8 protein-coding genes are annotated in these 12,809 nt (G+C 72.3%); 2 read left to right on the top strand and 6 right to left on the bottom strand.

All coding sequences use genetic code 11. From position 1 onward, the window contains the following. Positions 1–107: 107 nt before the first annotated feature. From ffh to ACFWR9_RS07910, 5 genes are all read right to left on the bottom strand, one after another. Entirely contained in the window at positions 108–1,658 is a 1,551-nt protein-coding gene (gene ffh / locus ACFWR9_RS07930; RefSeq protein WP_383837190.1) for a signal recognition particle protein, read from the bottom strand. Between the two features lie 103 nt (positions 1,659–1,761). Beyond that, a complete protein-coding gene (locus tag ACFWR9_RS07925; RefSeq protein ID WP_383837187.1) occupies positions 1,762–4,287 on the bottom strand; it encodes a [protein-PII] uridylyltransferase in 2,526 nt (841 codons plus the stop codon). 28 nt (positions 4,288–4,315) lie between these two features. Then, entirely contained in the window at positions 4,316–4,654 is a 339-nt protein-coding gene (locus ACFWR9_RS07920) for a P-II family nitrogen regulator (protein ID WP_224307523.1), read from the bottom strand. After that, positions 4,651–5,997, bottom strand: coding sequence for an ammonium transporter (locus ACFWR9_RS07915; protein WP_383837184.1), 1,347 nt, complete (start codon positions 5,995–5,997; stop codon positions 4,651–4,653). Before ACFWR9_RS07915 ends, ACFWR9_RS07920 begins: the two co-directional genes overlap by 4 nt. 388 nt (positions 5,998–6,385) lie before the next feature. Continuing rightward, positions 6,386–7,882 (bottom strand): hypothetical protein, encoded by a 1,497-nt coding sequence (locus ACFWR9_RS07910; protein ID WP_383837181.1) that lies wholly within the window; start codon positions 7,880–7,882, stop codon positions 6,386–6,388. Positions 7,883–8,328: 446 nt separating this feature from the next. On the opposite strand from ACFWR9_RS07910, the gene ACFWR9_RS07905 reads away from it, so the two are divergent. Further along, positions 8,329–9,000 (top strand): bifunctional DNA primase/polymerase, encoded by a 672-nt coding sequence (locus tag ACFWR9_RS07905; RefSeq protein ID WP_383837178.1) that lies wholly within the window; start codon positions 8,329–8,331, stop codon positions 8,998–9,000. A gap of 233 nt (positions 9,001–9,233) precedes the next feature. Here the strand turns inward: ACFWR9_RS07905 and ftsY are convergent, their stop codons facing one another. Next, the gene (ftsY, locus tag ACFWR9_RS07900; protein WP_383837175.1) at positions 9,234–10,442 is read right to left on the bottom strand and encodes a signal recognition particle-docking protein FtsY; all 1,209 of its coding nucleotides are present in this window, start codon (positions 10,440–10,442) and stop codon (positions 9,234–9,236) included. 416 nt (positions 10,443–10,858) lie between these two features. On the opposite strand from ftsY, the gene ACFWR9_RS07895 reads away from it, so the two are divergent. Continuing rightward, positions 10,859–12,310 (top strand): cytosine permease, encoded by a 1,452-nt coding sequence (locus ACFWR9_RS07895; RefSeq protein ID WP_383837172.1) that lies wholly within the window; start codon positions 10,859–10,861, stop codon positions 12,308–12,310. Positions 12,311–12,809: the final 499 nt, after the last annotated feature.

Below are 12,809 nucleotides of genomic sequence, written 5' to 3'. Positions count from 1 at the left end.
CTTGTCGGCACGTGACCACCGCATGGCCGCTGGGGCTGGGCCATGCACGGCGGGGGGGCGCCCCCTTCGAAGGGGGCGCCCCAGCGCCGTACACACCGATCGGGCCGTCAGCCCATGAACTTCTTGAACTCGTCCGGCAGCTCGAAGTCCTGGCTGCCCTGCTGGGGCAGTCCGAGCGCGCCCCCGTTCTGCGCGGCGGCCGCGCGGCGGGCGGCCTCCTCCTGCTCCTGCTGCTTGCGCTTCATCGGGTTGCCGGAGCGCTGCTTGCCCTTGGCCTTCTTCTGCTGCTTCTTCTGCCGGCCGGGACCGCCGCCCATGCCCGGCATGCCCGGCATCCCCGGCATGCCGCCGCCCTGGGCCATCCGGGACATCATCTTGCGGGCCTCGAAGAAGCGCTCGACCAGGCCCTTGACCGCGCTGACGTCGACGCCGGAGCCCTTGGCGATACGGGCGCGGCGCGAGCCGTTGATGATCGTCGGCTCCAGACGCTCGGCCGGGGTCATCGACTTGATGATGGCGGCCGTGCGGTCGACGTCGCGCTCGTCGAGGTTGTTGATCTGGTCCTTCATCTGGCCCATGCCCGGAAGCATGCCGAGCAGCTTGGAGATGGAGCCCATCTTCCGGACCTGCTCCATCTGGGCCAGGAAGTCGTCCAGGGTGAAGTCCTGGCCCTTCTTGGACGCCAGCTTCGAGGCCATCGCCTCGGCTTCCTCCTGGCTGAACGTCTTCTCCGCCTGCTCGATCAGGGTGAGCAGGTCACCCATGTCGAGGATGCGGGAGGCCATCCGGTCCGGGTGGAAGGCGTCGAAGTCGTCGAGCTTCTCGCCGTTCGACGCGAACATGATCGGCTTGCCGGTCACCGAGGCGATCGACAGGGCCGCGCCACCACGCGCGTCGCCGTCGAGCTTGGAGAGCACCACGCCGTCGAAGCCGACGCCGTCACGGAAGGCCTCGGCGGTGTTGACGGCGTCCTGGCCGATCATCGCGTCGACGACGAACATGATCTCGTCCGGCGAGACGGCGTCGCGGATGTCCGCGGCCTGCCGCATCAGCTCCTGGTCGATGCCCAGGCGGCCGGCGGTGTCGACGATGACCAGGTCGTGGACCTTGGATTTGGCGAACTCGATGGAGTCCTTGGCGACCTTGACCGGGTCGCCGACGCCGTTGCCCGGCTCGGGCGCGTAGACCGCGACGCCGGCGCGCTCGGCGACGACGCTGAGCTGGTTGACGGCGTTGGGGCGCTGGAGGTCACAGGCGACCAGGAGCGGCGAGTGGCCCTGCTCCTTGAGCCAATGGCCGAGCTTGCCCGCGAGGGTGGTCTTACCGGCACCCTGCAGACCGGCCAGCATGATCACGGTCGGCGGCTGCTTGGCGAAGCGCAGGCGGCGGGTCTCACCGCCGAGGATGCCGACCAGTTCCTCGTTGACGATCTTGAGGACCTGCTGGGCGGGGTTGAGCGCCTTGGAGACCTCGGCGCCCAGGGAGCGTTCCTTGACGCTCTTGATGAACGCGCGCACCACGGGCAGGGCCACGTCGGCCTCAAGGAGCGCGATGCGGATCTCGCGGGCCGTGGCGTCGATGTCCGCCTCGGACAACCTGCCCTTGCCGCGGAGATTTTTGAAAGTCGCGCTGAGGCGGTCGGAGAGGGTATCGAACACGGTGGCGTCGGTCCTCGGAGTCGGGGGCGGTCTGAGCGTCTTCCAGGGTATCTGGCTCGGCAGGACATTCGTCCCCGCCCGCCGCATTCAGCGCCCCGCCGCTTCAGGAACGGCCCCGCAGCGCCTCCTCCAGGGTCCGCGCCACGTCCCCGGCCTCCTCCCCCGGCAGCCGCGCGCCCTCCGGGCCGGTGACGTAGAAGGCGTCCACCGCGTTCGAGCCGAGGGTCGAGGCGTGCGCGCTGCGTACCCGTACGCCGGCCGCCTCCAGCGCCCGTCCGAGCCGGAACAGCAGGCCCGGCGCGTCCTGGGCGCGGACCTCGATCACCGTGGCCAGCCTGGACGCGGCCGGGGCGACGGTCACCCGGGGCGGCGGCGGCTCCACACCCCGGCGCCGCGGATGGGCGGCGTCCCGCTCGGCGAGCCGGGTGGCGATGTCCAGGGTGCCGTCCAGGGCCCTGACCAGGTCGGCCCGGAGCCGGGCGGCCTGGGGCAGCGAGCCGTACTCGGCGGCGACCCGCCAGTCCAGGAGGAGGACGGAGCCCTCGACCCCGTCCGGCAGCGGCAGCGACCGCAGCTCCGCGGTGCGGACGGTCAGCCGGTGCATGGCCAGCACCCCGGCGACGGCCGGGAGCACGCCCTCCTGGTCGGGCACGGCGATGAGCAGCTCCACGCCGAGCGGCTCGGGACCGGCGACCGCCGCCGGATCGGCCGACGCCGGGTCGGCGGGCGGCTCGGGCTGGGCCCGCAGCGCCAGCACCGGCCCGCCCGTGCGGAACGCCTCGACGGCGAGCCGCTCCTGCTCGGCGGTGGGCGCGGCGGCCTCGGGCTCCTCCAGCGGGTCCCCGGCCAGCACCCCCGAGACCCGTTTCACCAGGTCGGCGACGAGGGAGCCGCGCCAGGACGACCAGGCGGCGGGGCCGGTGGCCAGCGCGTCCGCCTCGGTCAGCGCGTGCAGCAGCTCCAGGGTGTGCTCCGAGCCGACCGCGTCGGCGACCGCGCGCACGGTCGCCGGGTCGTCGAGGTCGCGCCGGGTGGCGGTCTCGACGAGCAGCAGGTGGTGCCGTACGAGGGTGGCGAGGACGGCCGTGTCCGCGCGGTCGAAGCCGATGCGGGCGGCCACGTCCCGGGCGATGGTCTCGCCGGCCACCGAGTGGTCGCCCGGCCAGCCCTTGCCGATGTCGTGCAGCAGCGCGGCGACCAGGAGCAGGTCGGGGCGGTGCACGCGGCGGGTGAACCCGGCGGCGCGGACGGCGGTCTCGATCAGGTGCCGGTCGACGGTCCACAGGTGCACGGCGTTGCGCTGCGGGCGGCAGCGCACCCGCTCCCAGTCGGGCAGCAGCCGGGTGACCAGGCCCTCGGCCTCCAGCGCCTCCCAGACCTGCACCGTGGGCCGGCCCGAGCCGAGCAGGGTCACCAGTTGCTCGCGGGCCTCGGCGGGCCAGGGCGTGGGCAGCGGCCGGGTGGTGGCCGCCAGGCGCCGGACGGCGTGCCGGGAGAGCGGCAGCCCGGCCTGTGCGGCGGCTGCCGCGGCACGCAGCGGGAGCACGGGATCGCGTTCGGGGCGCGCGGTGCGGGCGAGCACGGCCTCGCCGTCGTGCTCGACGACGCCCTCGGCGAGCGGGGACCGCTCCGGCGCCGGTTTCCCGCCGCCCAGCGCCCTCCCGTCGCCCACCACCGCCCTTCTGAGGAAGTCGCTCCGCTCCCTTGCCAGTTTGCGCAGCCGCGGCCGCACCGAGCGCGAACGCAGGACGCGCCCCACCTCGCGCCAGGTGACGTCGCCGGCGTACGAGATGACCCGCGCCGTCTCGTACACCTGCCGCAGCAGGGTGTCGGCGTCCAGCAGGCCCAGCTCGGCCGCCACCTGGTCCTGCTCCTGCAGCGCCAGCCGGTCGGTCGCCCGGCCGGTGGTCAGGTGGAGCGCGTCGCGTACGTCGAGCAGTCGGCGCCGGGCGTCGGCGAGTCCCTCGCGCGGGGCGTCGGCCAGCCAGGACGCGGCGACGGCGCGCAGGGCGGTGGCGTCGCGCAGGCCGCCCCGGGCCTCCTTGAGGTCGGGTTCCAGCAGGAACTGCAGCTCGCCCTGGCGCTCCGCGCGCTCGGCGCACAGTTCCCGGAGTTCGGGGAGGCGCTTGGGGGCCTGGTTGCGCCAGTCGGCGAGGACGGTGGTGCGCAGGGAAGCGGTCAGGCCGAGGTCTCCGGCGAGGTGGCGGGCGTCCAGGAGACCGAGTTGGACTTTCAGATCCTCCCCCGCGGTCTTCCGGGCCTGCGCCGGGGTGCGTACGGAGTGGTCGAGGTCGAGGCCGAGGTCCCAGACGGGGTACCAGAGGCGGTCGGCGAGGGCGGCGACCGCCTTGTCGTCGCTCCCGTCGTGCAGCAGGAGCAGGTCCAGGTCGCTGCGCGGGGACAGCTCACCGCGCCCGTAGCCGCCGACCGCGACGAGCGAGACCCCCTTGCCCGGCCCGCCGGTGCCCGCGTCGAAGAGGCCCGACAGCCAGCCGTCCGTCAGTTCGGCGAGGGCCGAACGGCGCGGCGGCCCGGACCGCGCCCCCTCGGTGAGGAGGCTCAGCCGGGCCGCCGCGTAGCCGCCGGGTCCCGAGTCCTCTGCTTCTTTCGTCACGTCCGTACTCGTCACCCGGCGACTCCTGTTCTGGTTTCCCGCCTCAGAGGGCGTCCGGACCGCGCTCGCCGGTCCGCACCCGTACGGCCGTGTCGACCGGGACGGACCACACCTTGCCGTCACCGATCTTGCCGGTGCGGGCCGCCTTGACCACGACCTCGATCAGCTGGTCGGCGTCGTCGTCCTCGACCAGCACCTCGACGCGGATCTTGGGCACCAGGTCGACGGTGTACTCGGCGCCCCGGTAGACCTCGGTGTGGCCGCGCTGGCGGCCGTAGCCGCTGGCCTCGGTGACGGTCAGGCCGTGGACCCCGAAGGCCTGGAGGGCCTCCTTGATCTCGTCGAGCCGGTGCGGCTTGACGACGGCGGTGATGAGCTTCATGCGTCCACCTTCTTGCTCGCGGTCTGCGTGGCCGCCGAGGCGGCCGTGGCGGCGGTCGTCCGGGCGGTACCGCCGCCGGCACCGCTGAAGTCGTATGCGGTCTCGGCGTGCTCGGCCTGGTCGATGCCGGTCACCTCGTCGTCCTCCGGTACCCGCATGCCGATGGTCTTGTGCAGGATGAAGGCGAGGATGGCAGAGACGACCAGGGAGTAGGCGAGCACCCCGAAGACACCGGCGCACTGCTTCCAGAACTGGTCCAGGCCGCCGCCGTAGAAGAGGCCCTCGACGTCGGACTGGCCCTTGCCGGAGGCGAAGAAGCCGACGAGGAGGGAGCCGAGGATGCCGCCGACGAGGTGGACGCCGACCACGTCGAGGGAGTCGTCGTAGCCGAACCTGTACTTCAGGCCGACCGCCATGGCGCACAGCACACCGGCGATGACGCCGATGGCGATCGCGCCGAGCGGGGAGACCGCGCCGCCCGCCGGGGTGATGGCGACCAGGCCGGAGACGGCGCCGGAGGCCGCGCCCAGGGTGGTGAAGGCGCCGTGCCGGATCTTCTCGTAGGCGAGCCAGCCGAGGACGGCGGCACCGGTGGCCACCTGCGTGTTGACGAACATCAGCGCGCCCACGCCGTCGTCGTTGCCGAGCCAGGAGCCGGCGTTGAAGCCGAACCAGCCGAACCACAGCAGACCGGCGCCGAGCATGACCAGCGGCAGGCTGTGCGGGCGCATCGGGTCCTTCTTGAACCCGACCCGCTTGCCGATCACCAGGATCACGCCGAGGGCCGCGGCACCGGCGTTGATGTGCACGGCCGTACCGCCGGCGAAGTCGATCACGCCCAGCTCGAAGGCCCAGCCGCCGGCGCCCCAGACCCAGTGCGCGACCGGGAAGTAGACGACCGTGGCCCACAGGGCGATGAACAGCGCCCAGGCGGTGAACTTCACCCGGTCCGCGAGGGCGCCGCTGATCAGGGCGGGTGTGAGCACCGCGAACATCAGCTGGAAGACCAGGAAGACGAAGACGGGGATGGTGTAGCCGTCCCACAGCTCGGTCAGGCCGATGTTGCTGAGGCCGACCCAGTCGGAGTTCCAGCCGACGATGCCGCCGGTGTCGGTGCCGAACGCCATGGAGAAGCCGTACAGCACCCACAGGACGGTGACGATGCCGAGGCTGATGAAGCTCATCATCAGCATGTTCAGGGTGCTCTTGACGCGGACCATGCCTCCGTAGAAGAAGGCCAGGGCCGGCGTCATGAGCATCACCAGGGCGGAGCAGATGAGCATGAAGCCTGTGTTGGCGGCAGAGAGCTCCGTCTCTGCGGCAAGCGTGATGGCTGGAGCCATCGGCGTCTCCTCGTCGTTGGTACGGCCCCGTGCGGGCGAAGCCTGGGCGGGACTGAGGGGGCGGGCCGGTTATGCGCCAGACATTGACGCAGCGCGGTTTCGGTCGGTGCCCCTCGTTGTTTCGCCGCCGTGACGAAGGCGCCGTGCGTGTTACGCATGGGTGAACTGCCGGTTCGCGGGCCGGGCCGCCGTTATCGTGACGCAACCGTCCCGGCGATCGCCGCAACCATCAATTGAGCAACCCCTACGGCGAGCAACCAGGTCCGCGAGAGCGGCGCCGGTTTAGGCGCAAAAAGGGGTCCGGCCGCGGCGGCCTCCGAATGACCTGGCATGGGGGAGCCGAGTCGGGCAGTTCGGGAGGGCCGGCCGCGGCCGGGGTCGGTGGGTGTCAGACCGCTTCGGCGGTCTCCGGAAGCTCGACGGCGAGCCGCTCGGTGAGGTCGACGATCTCCCCGAGGTCGCCGAAATCGCGTACGGCCGTGTCGACGGTTTTCCTGATGCGGGTGTTGACGCGTTCGGAGCGGACCTTCTTGGCGATGCGCATGGCCTCGACGGCCACGACGGTGCTCTCCTCGGGTTCGCGGCGCAGCAGGTGCACGGTGGCCATGCCGATCAGGTTGAGCGCGTAGGAGCGCTGGTGCTCGTCGTCCTTGGCGAACAGCTCCACGGCCCGGCGCATCAGGGGGTCGGCCAGAGAGGCGTAGGCGGGGCTGCGGCCGGCCACGTAGGCGAGGTCGCGGAAGGAGTGGCTGTTCTCGCCGTAGAGCTCGGCCTCGGAGAAGAAGCGGATCCAGTCGGGGTCCGGCTCGTCCCACTCGTCGGTCTCGGCGAAGGTGTCCTCGGCCATGCGCACCGCGCGCTTGCAGCGGCCGGGCTGTCCCATGTTGGCGTAGGCGCGGGCCTCCATCGCGTACAGCATCGACTGGGTGCGGGGGCTCGCGCAGTCCCGGCTGCCGTACTGCGCGAGGTGGACCAGCTCCAGGGCGTCGTCGGGCCGGCCGAGGTGGATCATCTGGCGGCTCATGCTGGAGAGGATGTACGAGCCGAGCGGCCGGTCCCCCGCCTCCTTGGCGGCGTGCAGGGCGAGCACGAAGTACTTCTGCGCGGTGGGCTGGAGCCCGACGTCGTACGACATCCAGCCGGCCAGCTCGGCCAGCTCGGCGGCGACCTTGAACAGCTTGGCGCGGGTGGACTCGGTCTGGGGTTCCTGGAGCAGGTCGGTCACCTCGTGCAGCTGGCCGACCACCGCCTTGCGGCGCAGGCCGCCGCCGCACTGGGCGTCCCAGCGGCGGAACATCACGGCGGTGGACTCCAGCAGCTCCAGCTCCGGGCGGGACAGCCGGCCGCGCGCGCGGGAGGCGGGAGCGGGCTCGCGGCCGACGGACGGGGCGGCCGGGGGCGAGGGGACGAGCCAGCGCTGCATGGGCTCGATGAGGGACGGGCCCGCGGAGAGGGCCAGCGAGCTGCCGAGGAAGCCGCGCCGCGCCAGCATGAGGTCGCTGCGTGAGAACTCGCTGAGCAGGGCCACGGTCTGCGGGCCCGTCCAGGGCAGGTCGACCCCGGTAGCGGAGGGCGTCGGGCGGGTGGAGCGCAGGCCCAGGTCCTCGACGGAGACGACGACACCGAAGCGCTCGGAGAACAGCTCGGACAGGATCCGCGGGATCGGCTCGCGCGGATTCTCGCCGTCCAGCCAGCGGCGCACCCGGGAGGTGTCGGTGGAGATGTGGCCGGCGCCCAGCTGACGGGCCCGGCGGTTGACCTGGCGGGCCAGTTCGCCCTTGGACCAGCCGCTGCGGGCGAACCACGAAGTGAGCAGCTCGTTCGGGCGCTTGTCAGCGTGCGACGCGCTTCCCGCGCTCGTACCGCTTCCGCCGTTGCCGCTCACTGGAACGCCCCCATCCCTGAGACCACCTGTCGCCGAGTGCGCCAAGCCCTATCAGAATGCCGGTGGCCCGGGCCCTCCGTCCGGCGGTTGCCACCCTTCGAACGGAAAGCCGAGTTGCCTCCGGCATACCCACAAGTGCATGTGCCCCACGGCTCCATGCACACAAAGTAGTCCTACGATCACTCGTCCAGCCATGGCGATTGCGGAATCGCCACCATTCGCCACCCCTTCGAATGAACTCCCCCCGGCCGGTACGCGATTCACTTGACATAGGCCAACCGGGAGTAGGTGCAAGGGCGCACACCGGGGCGTGCGCCATCGGGCACACCACCCCGGAGTGCTTCCGGACGCTGTCTGAACCGCGTCGCACTGGGGAGTTGGAAGCAGAGAGTCACGTTTCACGTCCGTTGCGTAACCGCCGCTGCGTCGGACCCGTTGGAGGGGGCATGGGCTTCACGATCGGCATCGGCAGCAGTCGGGGCATGCGCGAGATCCGGTCCGGTGCGCGCCGCCGCGGCCGTGCCGCCGAGTGCACCGTCGTGGCCGAGTTCACCGGGCTGTGGGGCTGGGACGTGGTGCCCGGCGCCCGGACCGCGGCGGGTGCCTGCTCGTGCGGGCGGTCCGACTGCCCGGCACCGGGCGCGCATCCGCTGGACTTCGCCCCCCGGGTGCCCGCCGGATCGACCCTGGACGGGGCGGGCGAGGCCTGGGCCCAGTTCCCGGGTGCCGCGGTGATGCTGCCGGTCGGGCGGACCTTCGACGTGATCGAGGTCGCCGAGGCCGCCGGGCTGCGGGCGCTGACCCGGCTGGAGCGCATGGGCCTCCCGCTCGGTCCGGTCGCGGCGACCCCCGAGGGCCGCGCCCACTTCTTCGTCGCCCCGGGCGCCGCCGCCGAACTGCCCCGGCTGCTCTACCGGCTGGGCTGGGACGACCCGTCCGCCCTCGACCTGCGCGGCCTCGGTTCCGGTACGCACATCACGGCGCCGCCCTCCGACCGCGGCGGCCGGGGCCCGGTGCGCTGGCTGCGCCACCCGGACCTCGACTCGGCCACCAAGCCGCCGGCGGCCCGTCTGCTGCTGGGGACGCTGGCGTACGTGGCCCATCGCTCGCGGGCGTAGGCGGCCGTCCGCTCCGGCGCGGAGCACGTACGGCGACCCGGCGCGGAGGCCCGTACGGCGACGGCGGCGGCCCACCCGCCACGATGCGCCCGGCCCGCCTACGACGGCGCGAGCGCGTCCCGTGCGGCGATGAGCCCACGCCCGCTACGACGAAGCGCCCGCCCCCGGCATGATCCCGGGGGACGGGCGCTCGCGTGCGTCCGAGTCCGCTCTGGTTCGTCGCGTCTCGCGGGTCACTCTCCGATGAGGGCGTCCACGAAGGCCGCGGGCTCGAACGGGGCGAGGTCGTCCGCGCCCTCGCCGAGCCCGATCAGCTTGACCGGCACGCCCAGCTCGCGCTGTACGGCGACCACGATGCCGCCCTTGGCCGTGCCGTCCAGCTTGGTGAGCACGATGCCGGTGATGTTGACGACCTCGGCGAAGACCCGGGCCTGGATCAGACCGTTCTGGCCGGTGGTGGCGTCGAGCACGAGCAGCACCTCGTCCAGCGGGGCGTGCTTCTCCACGACGCGCTTGACCTTGCCCAGCTCGTCCATGAGGCCGGTCTTGGTGTGCAGGCGGCCGGCGGTGTCGATGAGTACGACGTCCGAGCCCAGCTCCTTGCCCTCCTTGACCGCGTCGAAGGCGACGGAGGCCGGGTCGCCGGCCTCCGGACCGCGTACGGTGTGCGCGCCGACCCGCTCGCCCCAGGTCTGCAGCTGGTCCGCGGCGGCGGCACGGAAGGTGTCCGCGGCGCCGAGGACGACACTGCGGCCGTCGGCGACCAGGACGCGGGCGAGCTTGCCGGTGGTGGTGGTCTTGCCGGTGCCGTTGACGCCGACGACCATCACGATGCCGGGCTTGCTGTTCGGCGGCTCGGTCTTGACCTCGCGGTCCATGTCGGGGCCGACCAGGGTGATCAGCTCCTCGCGCAGCAGGGCGCGCAGCTCCTCGGGCGTGCGGGTGCCGAGCACCTTCACCCGCTCGCGCAGCCGCTCGACCAGCTCCTGGGTGGGCTGCACGCCGACGTCGGCGGTGAGCAGCGTGTCCTCGATCTCCTCCCAGGTGTCGTCGTCGAGGTGCTCCCGGGAGAGCAGGGTGAGCAGGCCCTTGCCGAGGGCGTTCTGCGATCGGGAGAGGCGGGAACGGAGCCGGACCAGACGGCCGGCGGTGGGCTCGGGAACCTCGATCTGCGGGATCTCGAGCTCTTCGACGACGGGCGGCTCCTCGACGGTGGCGGTGCCGCCGTCCGGGAGGTCGACCTCCTCTATCGTCCGGCGCGGTTCGTCGCGCGGCGTCTCGGCCTCTTCGCCGACGTGCGGCTCGGCCGGAGGGGCGGTGATGTCGGGCGTGGCGGGAGGCGGCGGAGGCAGCTGCTTCTTGCGGCGACTGCCCACGATCAGCCCGCCGAGCGCGCCGATCACGACCACGGCGATGACTACAGCAAGGATGAGGATTTCCATAACGGCTCCAGTATGCGTGACCCCTGCGCCGGCCCTTCGTTGCTCAGCGGGGCAGGCGTGCCCCCGGGCCGGGCTGGCCCGCCACCTGGCTCATGGCCGGTGGGAAGCCCATTCGGGCGGAGTCACAACGCGTCCAGTATCAGCGTCCCGCTGAGGCACGGAACGACGCGTCCTGGTGCGCTGAAGCGCACCGAAGGCGTGGCATGGCTCATGAGGTGAACCGTGCCACGCCTTCCGCGTGCGTCCGGTACAGCTCCCATGGGAATCGCAGCAGGCACCACTTGTGCATTCCCCCAAAGGACAAAGGCCCCTGGAGGGCAGGAGTCGGATCAAAGTACGATGGAGGAGGCCGCGTCAACGCGCGTAGAGTCCCGACCACCCCCTCTTCTCCCACGATCGAGGCACGGACCCCCCACATGAGCAAGACCGCCGAGAACGAAGGCGCCCTGGAAACCCGTGGCATCGAGCAGGTGCCCGACCACGAGCGCACCGCCCGGACCCGTGAACTCTTCCCGACCTGGGTCGGCGCCAACATCAGCGTGCTGCTGCTCACGATGGGCGCGAGCCTCGTCGTGGCGTACCGGCTCAGCTTCTGGCAGGCGCTGGTCGTCGCGGCCGCCGCGCCGGTCGTGTCGTACGGCCTGGTCGGGCTGATCGGCATCGCCGGCAAGCGCGGCGGGGCTCCGGGCATGGCGCTGTCGCGGGCCGTGTTCGGCCAGCGGGGCAATCTGCTGCCGGGTTCGCTGATCTGGGTCGCCCGCTGGGGCTGGGAGACGATCAACGCGGTGACCGGGGCGTACGCGGTGCTCACCGTGCTGGACATCGTGTTCGGCATCCGGGCCAACAGCGTGCTGGACATGGTGACGCTGCTCGCCTTCGTCGTGGCGACGTTCGCGATCTCGGGGCTGGGGATCAACGCCGTCCAGAAGTGCAACAAGTACGCGACGTACCTCTTCGGCGCCTTCTCTGTGCTGGTCCTCGGCTACCTCGTCGTCGACACCGACTGGTCCGCGGTCTTCGACCGGTCCGCCGGTTCGGTGGCCGCGATGATCACCGGCGTCGGTCTGATCGCGGCCGGCGGCGTCAGCTGGATCCCGTCCGCCCCGGACTTCACGCGCTACCTGCCGCGCACGGCGTCCTCGAAGGGCATCGTGGGCGTGACCGTCGGCGGCGCCGGCATCGTCGTCCTGCCCATGGTGCTGATGGGCATGATCATGGCCGTCTCCACGCCGGACCTGGCCTCGGCCTCCGACCCGGTCTCCTTCCTCGGTGAGATCCTGCCGACCTGGATCGCGGTGCCGTACCTGATCATCGCGCTGATCGGCATGCTGCTGATCAACTCGATGTCCATGTACTCGGCCGGCTTCACGGCCCAGACCCTGGGCTTCACCGTCCCGCGCCACTGGGCGGTCTCGGTCAACGCGGTGATCTCGCTGATCTTCGGCGGTGTGCTGATGCTGGTGGCGACCAGCTTCATGGGCTCCTTCATCGCCTTCCTGTCGCTGCTCGCGGTCGCTTTCTCCGCGTGGGTGGGCGTCTTCGGCGCGGACATGCTGCGCCGCAAGGAGTACGACGGCGAGGCCCTGGCCGACACCGGCCGGACCAGCGCCTACTGGTACCGCGGCGGTTTCTCACCCGCGGCCGTCGCCGCCTGGGCGGTGGGCCTGGCCGCGGGCCTGATGTTCACCACCTCCGACTGGTTCACCGGCCCCCTCGCCGCGAACAACGTCATCGGCGAGTACGGCCTTGGCTGGGTCGCCACGGTCGTCATCTCCGGCCTGCTGTACGTCGTACTGCCGAAGCCGGCCGTGGTCGTCCCGGCGGCAACGTCGGACCGGACCGAGCAGCCGGAGTCCGTGACCGTCTGACGCCCACCCCTGGATGAGCCCGCGCCCCCTGCACCACATGGTGGAGGGGGCGCCGTCGTCTCCGCCGCGAATGCCGAGGCCCGCCCCGCCCAAGCCGGGTCGCCACGCCACCCGGACCGCACGCTGCAAGGAAGGCCGGTGCCTACGCCGCCAGGGCCGACAGCCGCCCAGCCCGGGGAACCCGTGGCGAGCGGCCACAGCACCCGTACCGCACGGAGGGGGCCGGCGCCTACGCCGCCGACGCCCGACCGCCACCCCGCCCACGGAACCCGTGGCCCTGCTGCCACTCCAAGCGGACCGCACACCAGACACCCGGCCGCCCGTCCCCGCGCCCGCCCCCAGGCCCCCCGACAAACCCGCTCGCCCCCGACCCGCCCACGGACACGGCAGACCGCCGCCCCCGGTCCGGGCGAGGGCCCCGGCTGCCGTTCGCGGTGGCCGCGACCGGTCCGCGCGGGCTGCGACTCGCGGCACAGTACGGACAGGCGTGGGTGACCAC

The sequence above is a fragment of the Streptomyces sp. NPDC058534 genome, assembly GCF_042717365.1.
In the GTDB taxonomy this organism is placed as follows: Bacteria; Actinomycetota; Actinomycetes; order Streptomycetales; family Streptomycetaceae; genus Streptomyces.
This window is presented reverse-complemented; position numbering and strand designations above follow the sequence as displayed.